6 protein-coding genes are annotated in these 15,594 nt (G+C 41.1%); 1 reads left to right on the top strand and 5 read right to left on the bottom strand.

Annotated features, from left to right (window positions below):
* From D0T57_RS10845 to D0T57_RS10830, 4 genes are all read right to left on the bottom strand, one after another.
* Positions 1 to 459 (bottom strand): hypothetical protein (locus tag D0T57_RS10845; RefSeq protein WP_163273513.1); only part of this gene is annotated, 459 nt, incomplete at its 3' end.
* Positions 460 to 464: 5 nt separating this feature from the next.
* The gene (locus D0T57_RS10840) at positions 465 to 2,810 is read right to left on the bottom strand and encodes a hypothetical protein (protein WP_163273512.1); all 2,346 of its coding nucleotides are present in this window, start codon (positions 2,808 to 2,810) and stop codon (positions 465 to 467) included.
* Positions 2,811 to 3,611: 801 nt separating this feature from the next.
* Positions 3,612 to 7,622, bottom strand: a complete 4,011-nt coding sequence (locus tag D0T57_RS10835) for a hypothetical protein (RefSeq protein ID WP_163273511.1) — start codon at positions 7,620 to 7,622, stop codon at positions 3,612 to 3,614.
* A 45-nt stretch (positions 7,623 to 7,667) separates the two neighbouring features.
* Positions 7,668 to 12,152 (bottom strand): hypothetical protein, encoded by a 4,485-nt coding sequence (locus tag D0T57_RS10830; protein WP_163273510.1) that lies wholly within the window; start codon positions 12,150 to 12,152, stop codon positions 7,668 to 7,670.
* A gap of 385 nt (positions 12,153 to 12,537) precedes the next feature.
* Between D0T57_RS10830 and D0T57_RS10825 the strand changes: the two genes are divergently transcribed.
* Entirely contained in the window at positions 12,538 to 13,092 is a 555-nt protein-coding gene (locus tag D0T57_RS10825) for an AAA family ATPase (protein ID WP_163273509.1), read from the top strand.
* Here D0T57_RS10825 and D0T57_RS10820 read toward each other — a convergent pair.
* A complete protein-coding gene (locus tag D0T57_RS10820; protein ID WP_163273508.1) occupies positions 13,070 to 15,475 on the bottom strand; it encodes a carboxypeptidase-like regulatory domain-containing protein in 2,406 nt (801 codons plus the stop codon). The two genes, D0T57_RS10825 and D0T57_RS10820, sit on opposite strands and share 23 nt — an antisense overlap.
* Positions 15,476 to 15,594: the final 119 nt, after the last annotated feature.

Below are 15,594 nucleotides of genomic sequence, written 5' to 3'. Positions count from 1 at the left end.
TTCTTCAGTGTTACCATATTTTTCAAGAATACCTTCTATCATTTCTTGTAATGTTTTAAAATGAGTCCGAATGGTTGATGAGTTAAACCAAGAATCAAAGCTAATGCTAACCCAACTTTTCTTCCCTTTTTTATTATATAAGTTACCATAATTTATCAATAGTGGAGTATAAGGTGTATAATCATTTTTTGGAGCAATAATTATTTCGCCTCCTAATTTGTCCATAAGAACCTTAATGCAAAAAGCCCAAAATGCTTGTTGTAAAATATTTTGCTTTTCTTCTGAATAACTGAAAAAATTCTGCCTGTAGAAATTCTGTATTTCATCTATATTTTTTTCAAAATAAATATAATCACCGCTGATTCCCTTTTCATTTAATTCCTTTATCAGAAGGTCGATATATTCAGGAATATTTTCAATAAAAACGTTTAGTTCTTTTTTGTTTTTTAGTGTTACCATAATAGTTATAAATCTAATTCTTTTACATAATCTATATACTTAATTGCATCATCAGGTAAACCTGCCTTTTTAATTACATCCTTTAGTTGTTTTTCAAACGCATCGTCCACTCCATCAAAACAATGCCATTCTATATTCTTTATTAGGCCATTAGTTCTATCATTACTTAAAATATCTATATCCTTCATTATCTGATCCTTATATTTATTGAAAGATACCGGTCCTGTTTTCACCTCTCTTGCTGTGTCGTCCAGTACATTATCGAAATGCCTGTTCCCATCCGATGTTTTTACTGCTTTTCTCGGTTTCACCCCACCAGCAATATCCTGATATGCCTCTTCTCCTACTTTTCCTAATTTGCGGTTTATTATCAATTGTTTGTACCTTGTTTCCCATTCTGCCCGCGATAGCGCACCTTTATACTTGCCCCATCGGTCATTCAATCGTTTTACAAAATCTTGGGTATTAAAATACTTATTTAATTCATCGAGTTCTTTCTTTAGTGCATTTTTAACATATTCTCCCGTTTCTTTTACCGATTTTTCTACCGCATCGTCTGCCTTGGAGAGGAATCCTGCTCCCATTGCCATGCTTACAACAAGCACCCCGTCTTTTCCTATTTCATGATATCCCAGGTAAGACTTATCTGAAAAATTATATTTTTCTATTTTACCTTTGATACCCTCGGTAGCCATGGATACGATAGAGCCAGGAGTAATATTCTTAACGGATGTCCAGATTCCTTCTCTTACCTCCTTCTTTGTCGCAATATCATAGCCCAATTTAGCTAATTGCTGGTACCCCATCACCTGATCTATAACACCGTCAGAAACGCCTGCCAGGGTAGGAGGTATGTGAATGTTTGATTCAGAATAAGATTTATCTTTATTCCAGTATCCTTCGGGTAAAGTCGCATTGTCCCAAATTTCAGAGCCAAGATCACATATTGTAGAAATCCATTCTCTGCCATTCATCTGTTTTACCCAAAATTCTCCTTCATCTTCGGTTATATCCCGAGATACTTCTTTTGATTTTTTTCCATTTAGTCCACCGAGTTCATTTAATTTTTCAGTAGCCTGGCGCGATAATTCTTTTTCTAGATCAGCGCGTTTTTCAATAACTGTTGTTCCGTCGGCAAGTTGACGGGTTTTGTCTCCAGAACCTGCTAATTTAACACTCGCTTGCCATAAATTTCTAGCTTTGTTATAAGTTATCGTTGTGACATATTTCCCGCTTTTATCTTTAATAGTTTCAATTATATTAAAATTATCCTCGCAATTGTTTATAATTAGTGTAGGCTCAATAATTACTTTAGTCTCTTTTATCTGATTTTTAAAGCCGGCCGCTTTTTCAAATATGCTATATACATATCCTGGAGATTTAACGTCTTTCTCCAATTTCTCCGAAAAATGAACGCGATTAACAGATAAACTACTTGTTTTGGAATCGAATGTAATACGATTGACAACATCGTTTTCTTTTAAAAGCCTTATATTATCCTTATATACTTCTGATTTATTTTTTTGATTTACATAATGAGTAAAATTGTAACCAGCTGCGCTATATTCTGTATTATTCGGAATCCAGAATTTTCCATTTTTATCTTTAAAACTAAAAAGATAATCTTTAAATATTGGGACACAAATATGTTTTATTGTTATATCTTCTAATTCTATAATGTATCCGCCAGGCATAGCGTACCAAGCCTTTCCTTTCATGTATATTCCTTCCCTATTTTTAGATTCAGTATCAAGCCTATCCACATTCTCCGTCGCCTCCACCAAGCTCGACTTAATTACCTCCCCGAATTTTTCTTTATCCAGTCCGTTGTTCTTAATATCCTCTTTCAGTTCCTTTAAGCCCGTAATAAATTTTTCCTTAAACTCAGGATTGTTAAGCACAGAAAGTATCTCCTGCTTTTGTTCTTCGGTCAGTTCAGCATTTTCATTTATATACTTCGATATACTATCTATAAATTCCTCTGCTGCCTCATTAAAATCTCTCTCCTCTACTATCCTGTCATACAACTCATTGACTATCCCCTTAATATCCTTCCACAAATCAGACAGGGCCTCCGCCGCCTCATTCAAATTAGCAATATTCCCCTCATCCTTATCATACTGTGCCCTCACCGAGCCCCCAATCAGCCGGTAATCCGTATTCACACGGATGTTGTTAAACTCTACCGCCCATTTTGTCTCCAGCAACCAATTGACAGGTACCCATCCTTCTCCCGAAAAGTTTCCGTTAGCCCCCGACACTTTGGTCACCGTCATCGGGTAATCGCTGAGCATCACCACATCGCCCACCCTGAGTTCGGGCAGTGGTTCTTTGTTTTCCAGATTCAACACAGGCATCACCCCGCAACGGGCCAGGCGCGCACTGTCTACGGCAGGAACGCTGATCTCAATCCATTCTGCGGTCGTGCAGGGTAGCCTGAAATATTAATTGCTTCATTGTTAGCCCTTATACTATTAAAAAGTAACACTTGTAACACATCTTACACGTTTTTTATTCTGTTACTTTCCCTTTGTAAATCTCTTACATTCCGTACGGTATAGATAACGTGACAGGGAAAAGTTACACTCTGAATGTTACTTTTTTTGTCCCCTGCCAAGCTCCAACGCTTACTAACATGGAATTGTAAACCATGCAGGGGTATTGCGTTTATATTGTCTCAATATGTCAATGATCGTTTTTTACGGTTTTGAGTTGTGGAAATACTTGTCTTTATGCTAATTTTTTTAATAGCTCAAAAACTGAGGCATCATACAATTTTTTTTAGTGTTTTTTTACAAAAAAAAAATAAAGCATACTAAATAGAAGAAAAATACTAATAGTATATATATGTAATGATTCGCTAGTATTGATGTTAGTGAAAAATAAAACAAACGAAAAATTAACTAAAATAAAAAGTAGTATTTTGGGCTTATTTCCTATTTTTTTTGCGAGTGCATATACAATGGAGAGAAACAGTCCTAAAAAAACTTGAGAGAATACTATCATTAGTGAGACAAACATTCCTAAACTAGCATCTCCAGATATTATGGCTATTGTTGTTTTTTGCTGATACTTTAAAACGCCCCAAAAACATACATTTATTAGTATGTATGCAAAAAAATGAAATGCAAATATTTTTAATTTTATCATAACTACCTTTTTTTAAAATTTATATCAATTTCCCAATACTTGGCTTTTGATTCTTTTTCTTCAGCCAATTTAACATTAACAGAATCAATTATATCAGCATCGACTTTATTAATATAAGAAATTGTTACATCTTTTATTTTATCAGCATCGCTATCAAAGTCTCCCATTGTTGTGTAATAAAGCCATGCTCGTTTACTTATATTCTTCCAATTAGGGTATTTTATTGGGATATATACTTTTAAATTCAAACTGTTTTTGTTCAATAATTTAGCATTTTCATATGCAAGAATACCATCAATCCTCTTTTCTCTATCATCTGTTGATGAAAAATGATTTAAAATTTCCTCAAACTTCTTCTTTATCTCTGTTTTCTTTTGGTTAGTTATGTTTAAAGAATATGTACCATTAAGTAATTGAATGAGTTGATCTAAATAATGAAGATATATATTTTTTCTTCCTAAAATTTGATCTGGAGCTGATCCATCTTTTGCGTGTCCTAGAGTAAAGGTATTACATTGGCCTTCTCCATACATTTTGAACTTATTTTGAATAGCATAGGGTAATATTTTCAAAATTTCTTCTTGTGCTTGTTCCCACGATATAGATGCGAAAGTAGAACCATGAATTCCTCCTAACATGAAATCTGTAAATCCTCTCACTAATTCGTCTTTTGTATATTTTGAAATATACGACATATTGTTCGAATCAAAGACAACATAATTAGGGAATAATGAAAGGGGTTGATTTCCAGTCGGAGTAGATATAAAATATTTTGAAAAGTCTGTGTCTTTAGGATAAGTTTTTATATTCTTATCAATCCAATTAGAAACATAATTTTCATATGCTATAGCATAATCTAATAAATTTGTTGGAGTTGTTAGTCCTTCTTCATCATGTTCTATATTGAAATGTGCAAAATCATCTCCAAATCGGTGGTATAAATAAAGCAAGTCTGATTCCGATTTTTTATGAGATTTCATTAGTGCATATGTTGTTATTGCAACTTCGACTCCATGATACCCTCCTGTAAGAGCATGATACCTTTGCTGTTTTTCCCCAATCATCCAAGTGTCTTTCTCTTCCATATTTTGAATATTATGAACTTCTGAATCTGGATATTCAGAGAAAAACCCTAATCGCTCTGAAATATTCGCTGGTAGTCCAAGTAAGTTTCCAAGTAAATCTAAAGTATAAAAATGTCCATCAGTAGTCCACATCCCCTTGTCATCCCCATCCAACGGATTACTAAACCAAGCCGGATCATTAATCACATCCCACTGCCACTTAGCCAAATGGTTGCCACCCGAATAACTCATCAGGTTATCCGTATCCTTTTCGCCGAATACGCCGCCATAAGTGCTGTCGAAAGTATGCGACAATTTCCACTTGCCATGCCCCAGTTCGTGCGCTATGTTGTGGCATATCTTATCCTCAGAAAGCTTATCAGTAAATATATACCCGAATTGTTTTCCACGAGGCATAAAGCCTGCTTCCGAGCCTCCGCTCTTTCCTAAGATAAAGAGGTAAGTAGTGCCGCTTTCCACACTGTGCTTCTCCTTATACGCATTTTGCAGGGCTTTCATCTTGTCGTTGTATGCCGACAATAGCTTGCTGCCCTCCTTAAACATATCGCTAAGGTCGCCTTCGTAGCTAAACGTATTGCTGTCTACTACCCATGTTACCCCAACCGGATTATACACTTTATCCAGATAAGATCGCACAGCGTTCCTATTGGCCTTGTAGCCGTTCACTTCCACCAACACAAGTTTATGGCTCTGTTTGCGATAGCTTACAATATTGATTTTACCCAATGTATGATATGCATCTGCACTAAGTCGGTAGAGAGCATATAGTTCCTGCACATCACCTTCGGCTCCACCCACAAGATTGACAGTGAATACCCTTTCCGAAGCATTATACTCACCTTTATACTCCGTACCCTGAGGCGTGATAAATACCACTTTAGCAGGATCGAAGCCCGGTCGGCCTTTTATGGTATCCACCTTAGCTTCTATCACGTCGCTTCCACCTACAGGCAGCCATTTCCATGGCACATGGTACTGGTCTTGCCCGTTAGCCAGATGCTCGTATTTGTCTACTATCTTACTTATCTTTACATAGTCTTTTAGCCATGTATCGAAGGCATAGTTGCCCTCTCCTCTGTCGAAGGTGACAAGTGCTAGCGCATTTTGGCTGATGTTTTTCTTATCGAAGCTGCCATCCTGCAATGGTGTTCCTTCTTTGCCCAGATAAGTAGAGTTTATTTTGTTTACTTGGCTCTCCTTGCCATCAGCATCTTTTCGGATTTCTGTCGCAGGATTACCATCGACATCTTTTTCTTCTTCCAGTTTATATAAATTCCCCTCTTTATCCTTCACCGTTACAGGGAAAATAGCTTTTCCTTCGTTATTCTTAGGGATAGTTGCTTTACCAACCTCTTGCCCATCTGTAGTATAAACAACAACCTCTCCGGTAGCTTCATCATATCTAAAAACTGGATTATCCGGTATGGTAAAGTCGAGTTCTATATCAGCCCTTGTTATACCATTTTTGGTATTGTCCATTCCACCTTCGGTTATATCGTCCAGTTTAGCAATATTCCCCTCATCCTTATCATATTGTGCCCTAACCGAACCGCCAATCAGCCGGTAATCCGTATTCACACGGATGTTGTTAAACTCTACCGCCCATTTTGTCTCCAGCAACCAATTGACAGGTACCCATCCTTCTCCCGAAAAGTTTCCGTTAGCCCCCGACACTTTGGTCACCGTCATCGGGTAATCGCTGAGCATCACCACATCGCCTACCCTGAGTTCGGGCAGTGGTTCTTTGTTTTCCAGATTCAATACAGGCATTATTCCGCAACGGGCCAGGCGCGCACTATCTACGGCAGGAACGCTGATCTCACCCACTTCCGAGAACACCGGTTGCCCCGAGGTGCAGATGCCGCCTACACGGTATTCGTAGGTCATGCCCCGCTTCATATCGTAGAGGCTGGTTTGCTGGTTATAGGTATTTACCGACTCCCATTCAGCCGATGTGCCGTATTTAGGACGGTATTGTACCACAAATTCGTTGTTGCCGTCGGCAGGCAGCCACTCAATATCCATCCTGCGGTCGTGCAGGGTAGCCGTACATCCCGATGGTGCGCCACACAAGGTTTGTGTGCGAAACCAGTATATCTCACTATATCCGCTATTCTCGAACAGGTTAATCTCATCCACCCCGTCTTTTGCAATGGCACGTACCCGCCAGCCGTACAGTTTGTTCGGATCGAGTGGGGGCATCATCATATCGTAGACCAGATAGGTGTACAGCAGCCTTTCCTGATGGATAATGGGCGCATACATAAAAGACGATTGCGGGGCTGCGCCGTAGTCGGGCAGTTCCCTTAACTCAAATTCATACTCAATCTGTGAAATATTCTTATGGCGCGGTTCCCACTGAAATTTCAGGTTCATCGGGTCGCGAAAAGCAATATAGTCGTTATTCGAAGGCTGGCGCAGGATAGGCGGCTTTTGCGACGAGAGCCATACGCGCCCCGAAGATGGAGCCGACAGCACTTTGCCTGTATATTTTTCTATTGCCTGAAAGGTAAATTCTACCATGCCATCAGGCAATTTGCCTTTGTCGAGATAGCCCGAAGTATTTACATTGAGGAAATAAGGCGCCAGGTCTTCCTGCGTCAGCCGCGTAGGGATACCTGCATCTAACGTGATGGTCGGGTAATTGACCTCCTCCTTCGACTGTATTTTCAGCCCATTACTGGCTGTAATAGTCATCCTGAGGCGTACTTCGAGTACCGGTTTTTGCTGGTCGCGGTTCAGTAGCGATACCACCAGCTTTTCTTTCGATGTGGTATAGTAGTCGTTCAGGTGTTTGCCGTGCGGCGGCATGATATATACATTCGTCTGCACAGGATATGTTTGTGCCGTTGCTCCGGTTGAAAGCATGGCGACAAACAACAGTATCAATAATTTTATTGCCAGTAACCCGTATATATTGTTTCTCATTATAGTTTGCTTCCTTTTTGTGTCTGTATAAGTTTAACCAAAACCTTATTTTACGAAATTGTAATAGTCGAATGTGGCTGATGTTCCTTTTATTCCTCCCGGCATCATATATTGCAACTTTATTTTATATGTTTCGGGCGTGATGAAAGGGAAGGTTGCCTTCACATAATGGTTGAATGTAGCTCCTCCTTTACCCAGCATGGTATTTATCACCTGATGTTGCAAGTCTATAAAGTCTTCTTTATAGACAGCAGGAAGGTTGTAGTAGTAAGGGAAATATTGTGTCACATACCCTCTGTACTCGTTATTCTCTATCTGTGTAAGGTACTGGCTGCGGATAGGCAACGCTTTTACCGGAGGCACGCCTATTTCTTCTGCATTGGCGCGTTTCACAGATATGATATTGTCTACCGGATAATTCTGGTACATCAGCGGATATATCTTTTGTGTGTAATACTGGTCGTCGAGCGTTGCCGATACATCCACCAATGGTTTGCTGTCGCTTTGTTCCGTCCCTGTCAGTTCTGCAAGGTCGAAAGGCTCCATGCCTTGAGTTTCGTAGCCGAACATCAATATGTCGGATGTGACGATTGTGGCACTTGGCCGTGTCTTATGTATATTCTCTATTTTCTCTTTAAGGGTTGAATAGGCACTTGTAGCAAAGTCGTAAGTTAACAACGTTTTGCCCACATCTGTACGTACTTGAGCCACAGCCTGACGGGTTTCTACATCGATATTACCTTCTTCCTCATCATCGAGAATAGACCGGTCGGTTTGAGTAGCTGTTGTTGCCGAATCTTCTTTACTCAAGGATACGATATTGACACTGTAAGCCGATGAGTTATCTATGCGAGGTAAGGTGTAGTCTATCCGTTTACGTGCTTCGTTGTATCTGAAATCCACAGACTGCTTGTTGCCCATCGCATCTTCGAACACTATCAGGTTCTTAAACTCTTCGGGGAATAAGTAAGTTTGCCCGTATTCGAGCTGGATATAACCGGTATTGGCTTCGTCTTTCAGGTAATATTTTTGCCCCACTACAGGATACGAATAAACAATATTCTGCAATGGAATATCTTCCGGAGCATCCGAAGTGGCAAAAATAACTTCCTTGCTTTCTATGGCCTCCTGTCCGGCTGTGTAGACCTGCTGCCAGCGGCCGTTCTTCTTTTCTTCAAAAATCACCCTTACGGTAGCTTTCACTTCGGTATTAGGAGGAAGTATCTCGTGCGAATAGAACGATGCTACGTCTTTATCCTTGTTCCATTTCAGCTCTCCTACGATGTCTTGTGTACCATCATTCAGCACAAAGTCTTTGAGGCCAATACGGAAAGTCTTTTCGCCTTCATCATCCTGCACAGTAAATGCTTTGCCTATAGCCATATTGAAGGTGGCCTGAGGAGCAGTAAACACACTGATGTTATCGTCTTTGTCCGATGGCGAAAGGTCGCTTATCATCATCATATCCAATGGGCTGCCACCGGGTATTATCAGTTCGCATTCTTCGCCGATGGATAGTTTGAAACGGCAGTTTACCTTGATGAATCCCAATACCTTTGCCCTTACCGCCAGATATGCTTTGAATGAAATAGGATTAGGCAACTTGGCTTGCATCAAGGCTGCAATATCAGCTGAGAATATCGGGATTTTAGCTTTCATAAACCAGAGGTTTACTTTTACCCCCAATTCTCCCTGCAAATAGGCATACGCTTGTCCATTGGCATACCATCCGTTTATGCCTATAGCTCCGCTACGACCTTTACATTGGGCATCGCTATAGTCTTTGAGCATGATGTCGTAGCCCAGACCGGCCTGATAATTGGCATATAATATGAGGAATGTAAGGTCGCCCGTTTTATATATTTTTCTCGAACCGAAAGCAACACCTTTTCCTGCGGCCAACATATTCAGATCTTTCATGTAATTCAGGTCGTCGGGAGAGTATCCAAGTATCGAAGCTACCTGTTGGGGTACTTCCGGGGCGGCCGGCACTTTTGTCCCAACCATAAGGTACGATTCTGTCTGCACTGTATATATCCCGGTAATACCCATTTTCAGCCCTATACGGTCGGTAGGGGTTCCCATATGCATATACCAGTCTTTAGGATCGATATGCAATACCGAATAGCCGGCCCTATTGTTGGATGCTGTTCCTCTTATAAGGCCGCCCAGAACATTTACATACAGATCGTAAGTAGCATGAAAAGAAAGTTCGGAAAAATTGAACTGGATACCCAATGCCGCAGAGAAACCACTCTTACCCAATTTTCCGATGTTATCGCTGGAGAGGAGTATCATTGCTGCTTCATTGGGGTCGAATTGTTTGAGTTTGCGCAAACTGTTGGTCAATCCTTCCTTTCCTCCGGTAAATTCTAATTCTTTTTTCACATACGAAGATAGCCTCTCTTTTGCTATTCTCTTGAAATCTTTGATGTCAGGGATGACACTTAATACCTGAGCATAGGAATAAAATCCGGCATAACTTAAGCCACATTTGGAGTTGAAAGCCAACTCGAAACAGGCTTCTGCATGAATCAACTCCTTTTTGGGGATGGCAAAAGCTGTAGCTGCCTTGATTCCCAGCGGGCTATCTTTGTCAGGGATATAATTGGTCGCTGTTGCCGACAGCGCATTGTCGCCGTTGCCTTGTATGCCTTCGGGGCGCATATGGTAGGTTATTCCCCCGCCAAATCCGGACAGGTTAATTCCCGGAGCTATAGGGATGCCAGTCTCGGGCAATGTGGCAACACCATCAACAAACCAATAGCGGAAATCACTATATCCGAACATACATCTGGCCTTTAGTCCTAGTCCGCTAAGTGGACTTTTTGGCAAGAACTTGACATCGATTTCCCCACTAATCGCATCTCCGTAGGTAGGATTGTCATCCATAATAGACAGCTCCCCCTTCAGATTGAAAGTCTCAGCTAGTGTGGCATCTATCTTTATCTTATTTATTTCCAGATGGTCATATTTCCATTTGTGGAGTTGTCCGTCTTCCATTTTTCCGACTATCGCCAGCCGTGTAGAGCCGGAGAATGCACCATCGCTCAACGTCAAATCTATGTCGAAATTTAGAGCAGCTTCTGTGCCGCGCGTGGTAAGGGCTATATCCTTGAGGGAAACCGGAAAGTTCTTCAACTTGACCTCTCCTTTATAGCCTAAATATTCAACGCTTAAATAAGGGTTCTGGGTTTTCAGATGTAGACTTCGAAATTCTATACCTTTAAATTTGGTAGATTTTTCACCACCTTTGTTCAGGGCGAGTTCGATCCCCATGCGCCCGTGCAGCATGGCTTCGGGTCGGAATTTTCCTTTGTCTACTTTAAATTCGACATACGAATTGGGGAATATTTCGGCTTTGGCATGCAGCATATCGAACGAAAGACTATCCAGTGAACCTATTCGCAGCAGGTATTTATCGTCAGCTGTAATAAGTCCGTCGTACTTCAACCGTGTTTTTTCGGAAATAGGTAAAGCCAATGTTCCGTTAAATTCTGCACCTTCCAGATGGTTGGCCATCAGTTCGAGGCCGAAGTAATCTACCGAAAATGCCCATCCGCTGGCATTGCCTTCGTTGATGGACAGAATATTGGTTGCTCCTATTTTTCCGGTTATCCCGTTGTCATCTATTAACATATCGCGGGCAGAGATGGTCACCCTGCGGTCACCGTTCTTTGCAAACTGAGGGGGTAGGGTGACTGATAAATTGCCAATATATATTCCCTGCCAAAGATTCTCATTGCCCGGTATCAGGTATTGCTGATAACCTTGAGGGAAACTAAACGATTGAGCATTCTTCAGGTCGCTGAAATCGAATACGGCATCTTCGAGTGTCCAAATAAAATCTTTCAGGCCCTTGATAGAAAACGATGGGAATGACACGGAAGCCACGATGTCGTTCCAATCCTCTATTTCGGTTTGGAAACGGCCTATCACTTTTTTATTGGGAATACTGTCTCCTTTTGCATTAACAGGGTAACAGAGTTTGGGCGAAATTTCTATTTCGGCAGTCAGTCCTAATGCTTTTAATCCTTTGCAGTCGATAGAAGCATAAGTAAGGTTTCGCGATTGTCCTGTTTCTCTGTCGAAGTCGCCTTTAAGACGGAATAGTAAATTGCCTCCACTGACCGGAATCTCAATGTCTTGAAGAAGGTTCAGTTTTGCATCGCCTATAATATCTCCGTCGTGCGAAAGTTTTATGTCTTTTGCCCCGAAGAATAAAGTGCGTCCTTTTTCTCCGGGTATCTTTATCCGCAAGAATGCTTCCAAAGCAGTATATTCAGGATAAAACTCAGCCCCGCTTACGGCAATAGTAACATCCATGTTATTGACAGTGGCATTGAATCCCGATGGCAGGCGATTCATATCCACATGGTTGAGGTCGTCTTTATATTCATTCTGCGCATCAAGGCGTGCAAAAACAGCCTGGGCATTTTTGATGTTTTCAGTAATGGTAGTTTGACCAGATAGATACTGAAAGAAGAAAAGGAAGCCGGATAGCAGGAATAGCCTTGTAAGTAAATTCATAGTATTATAATGAGGTAGCTTGTGAATTTTGTATGTTAAGGATGTCTATTTCTTTTTCGATTTCACAAAAATATGTAAAATTTTTATTCGATGGGGTGAATATAATGAGGATATAGTTTTTTGTTGGATATTGATTATGTAAGTGTTTGTTATTTAAAGTGATGGGTCAGTGTCCGAAAGAGTGTGTATAGATTTTTATTGAAGTGGAATTGAGTTTTTTGTCCAAATTGAGTAAGATTCAGTGTGTCGTCCATCGAAAAGAAATGCTTTTGTGACTTGCGGAATCTGATGTGCTAAATACTGTTATATCGAATTCATGTTAAATTATTTTTGCGAGTTTTTTCTACCTTTGCGTTACTTTTCTTTCTTACAAATCAATCATCTTATGCAACAAAACAACTTTTATATCATAACGGGAGGCCCCGGTGTGGGCAAAACTACTCTACTGAACGAACTGCAAGCCAGAGGATATAAGTGTATTCGCGAAGCTGCAAGAAATATTATTAAACAACAAATAGACACCGGGGGTGATGCCCTGCCGTGGAAAGACACAAGGAAATATTCGGATTTGATGCTTTTGCATTCCATCAGGGACTTCAACCGGGCGTCGGGTACGACGGAAACGGTATTCTTTGACAGGGGAATACCCGATACATATGGATATGAGAGGCTTATCGGCTTAAGGGCATCCCCTGAGTTATTAAATGCAGTGGACGAATACAGGTACAACCTCATGGTGTTTATACTACCCCCGTGGAAGGAAATATACGAAAACGACGACGAACGCAAGCAAGATTTCGAAGAGGCTATAGCCACATTCGAAATGATGAAGACTATATATTCGGAACTAGGCTATCTGCTGATAGAAGTCCCCCTACTGCCCGTAGATGAAAGATGTGATTTTGTGCTCGGACAAATTAAAAATCAGCAATCAACCTGATATTCAGTTGCCGCCCTGTCAGGTAGTTCGGTACGGCATGTTGCGCGCCCGCCACATCGGTGATCCAGTAATATGTATTCACATTTTGCATATCGAAAATATTAAATACATCGAGGCCAAGCCATATATTGCGGAAGGTTTTCAACACCGAACTTTTGTTGCGGATGGCAAAATCTTCGCCAAGCAACTGCCAAGCAAAACCTAAATCTACACGTTTATAAGCAGGCGTCCTGAAATAGCCCGACTCATAACCTCTGTAGGGCGCCGAAACAGGCAAGCCATGCGACCATATTCCACGAAGGCTCATACGCAGCCGTTCGTATCCCGGAAAATAGTCCTGATAGTACAATGCCAGTTTAAACCGCTGGTCGGTAGGCAACGGCACTTTCGCCCCTATTATATCCTGTTCGGTTTTCATCAGCGAGAAGCTCACCCAACTATCCACACCTGGTATAAACTCACCATACAACCGCACATCTACCCCCATAGAATAACCATCGGATATATTTTCGCCTGCATATCTTATCTTTACATTATTTACGGTATAAGGAACCAGGTCGGATAGTTTTTTATAATATACCTCTCCCGACAACTTGAAAGGGTGTTCGCTTGCGTTGGTTATATAATAGTCTGCACCCAAAACCAGATGGAGAGACTTCTGCGATTTTATATTTTTATTCAGTTCCACAATATTATTCCCGTCCATATTTACTATTCGCTGAAACTCTTTATAGAAAGGAGCCTGATAATACACTCCCCCTGCAAGGCGCAACGACAACTTTTTTATATCCTCAGGGACGAAAGCCAACACTCCGCGCGGGCTAAGTATAAACTCCTTGTTGAACGACCAGTAGCTACCGCGTACACCTGCATTGAGGATAAATAGTCCGATTTCAGTATCAAAATTGTAAGTGTCTTGCAGATAGCCCGATATGCGTGTTGGCTTAATCCTGTTGTCGGATCTCAAATTGGAAAACACATTGACATCTACACCCGTACTGGGAAGGGAGTAACCCGCCGAATCGCGCATTTCCCATTCTTTTATCTTGTCCTTTATGTTTTCCTTTTGATAGCTTATACCCCATTTTAAAAGGTGTTTACCTAGTTTTGCATCGCCAAAAAGAGAGAGTGTATATACATCCGAGTAAAGAGAGTTGCGTGCATGTTCGTGGTACGTACCGATCCCTATTGTAGTATTGGTTTCGGGAGTACCGGTTCCTGTGGCATCGCCTTCGAAGAGCATATAGCGTCCTTCTATATCATATTTTTCGTGTTCGTCGGACGAAAAAGCAGATGCCGTAAGGCCGATATTTACATTTTCGCTCACTTTCCCTTTCAATGTAAAAGCACCCTGGTAGGTTACAAACTTATCATTTTCCCAACCTCTAAAATTAACTTTAAAGATTCGGGGGGTCATCAGTGTACCGAACTTTGTTTCGCGGGTTGCCGGTGTAAATTTATACTTATTGTGCGAATAGTTTCCCCAAAGGCTTGCTTCCCATCGTGGCGATATAGAATAAGTCATATAGGTTTGTGCATCGACGAAGGAAGGGTCGTATTCGGCGTCGGTATCTGTAGTTTTAAGCAGCGACCGGGTTTCTTTATACCTGACTCCTGTAACCTGGGAAAATTTCCCTGTAGTGCTTCCAACAAACGCTTCGCCACCCAACAGTCCCAACGATACACTGCCCTCGAAAGGCGCAGGCTGCCTGTAAGAAATATCCAGTACCGACGACATTTTATCGCCATATTCGGCACTATAGCCTCCTGCCGAAAACTTCACATTGCCCACCATGCTGGGGTTGATAAAGCTTAGTCCTTCCTGCTCGGCCGAACTGATCAACAACGGGCGATATACTTCCACACCATTGATATAGACTATATTCTCGTCGAAATTGCCTCCGCGTACCGCGTATTGCGAACTGAGTTCGTTCACCGAACTGACGCCTCCCATAGTAGCAAGCAGGGATTCGAGGCTATTCCACGGATCAGACTGACGCCGGGTTGCCAAAAAATCTACCCGTTCGATAACTACCGTCACCGGACGTTCGGCTTCTATGGTTACGGCACCCAATATTTTGTCTGTCAGCTTTAGTGCGACATCTTTTTGCACATCGCTTTTAACGCCGACCAAACGGTATCGTTTTTTCTCATAGCCTATTATCGAATATACGATATCAATAGTATCGGAGGTCGATATATCGAGTTCGTATTTGCCATCCCTGTCAGTATATACAGCCGATGTAGTGCCGCCTTGTGATACGACAACCGACTCCAGAGGCCTTTTGTTCAGATCTGTTACCGTTCCTGCTATTTTTACTTTTTGGGCAAAAAACACGGAAGGTATTAACAATATTATAGTAAAGAAAATACTCCTTTTCATCCTTTTTGATTTAACACAAGCAAATGTAAACATATAATTAAAGTACTCCAATATTTTCGCGGTACTTCCAATTTTTAAACACAAAAGTATTTGAAAAAAACTGCTTCTTAAATAAAATT

The sequence above is a fragment of the Dysgonomonas sp. 511 genome, from assembly GCF_010501105.1.
Taxonomy (GTDB): Bacteria; Bacteroidota; Bacteroidia; order Bacteroidales; family Dysgonomonadaceae; genus Dysgonomonas.
This window is presented reverse-complemented; position numbering and strand designations above follow the sequence as displayed.

What these genes read in the sequence shown, in the direction of transcription:
- D0T57_RS10825 (WP_163273509.1), top strand. Translation starts at nt 12,538, where the DNA reads ATGCAACAAAACAACTTTTATATCATAACGGGAGGCCCCGGTGTGGGC.
- D0T57_RS10830 (WP_163273510.1), bottom strand. Translation starts at nt 12,152, where the DNA reads ATGAATTTACTTACAAGGCTATTCCTGCTATCCGGCTTCCTTTTCTTC.
- D0T57_RS10820 (WP_163273508.1), bottom strand. Translation starts at nt 15,475, where the DNA reads ATGAAAAGGAGTATTTTCTTTACTATAATATTGTTAATACCTTCCGTG.
- D0T57_RS10835 (WP_163273511.1), bottom strand. Translation starts at nt 7,622, where the DNA reads ATGAGAAACAATATATACGGGTTACTGGCAATAAAATTATTGATACTG.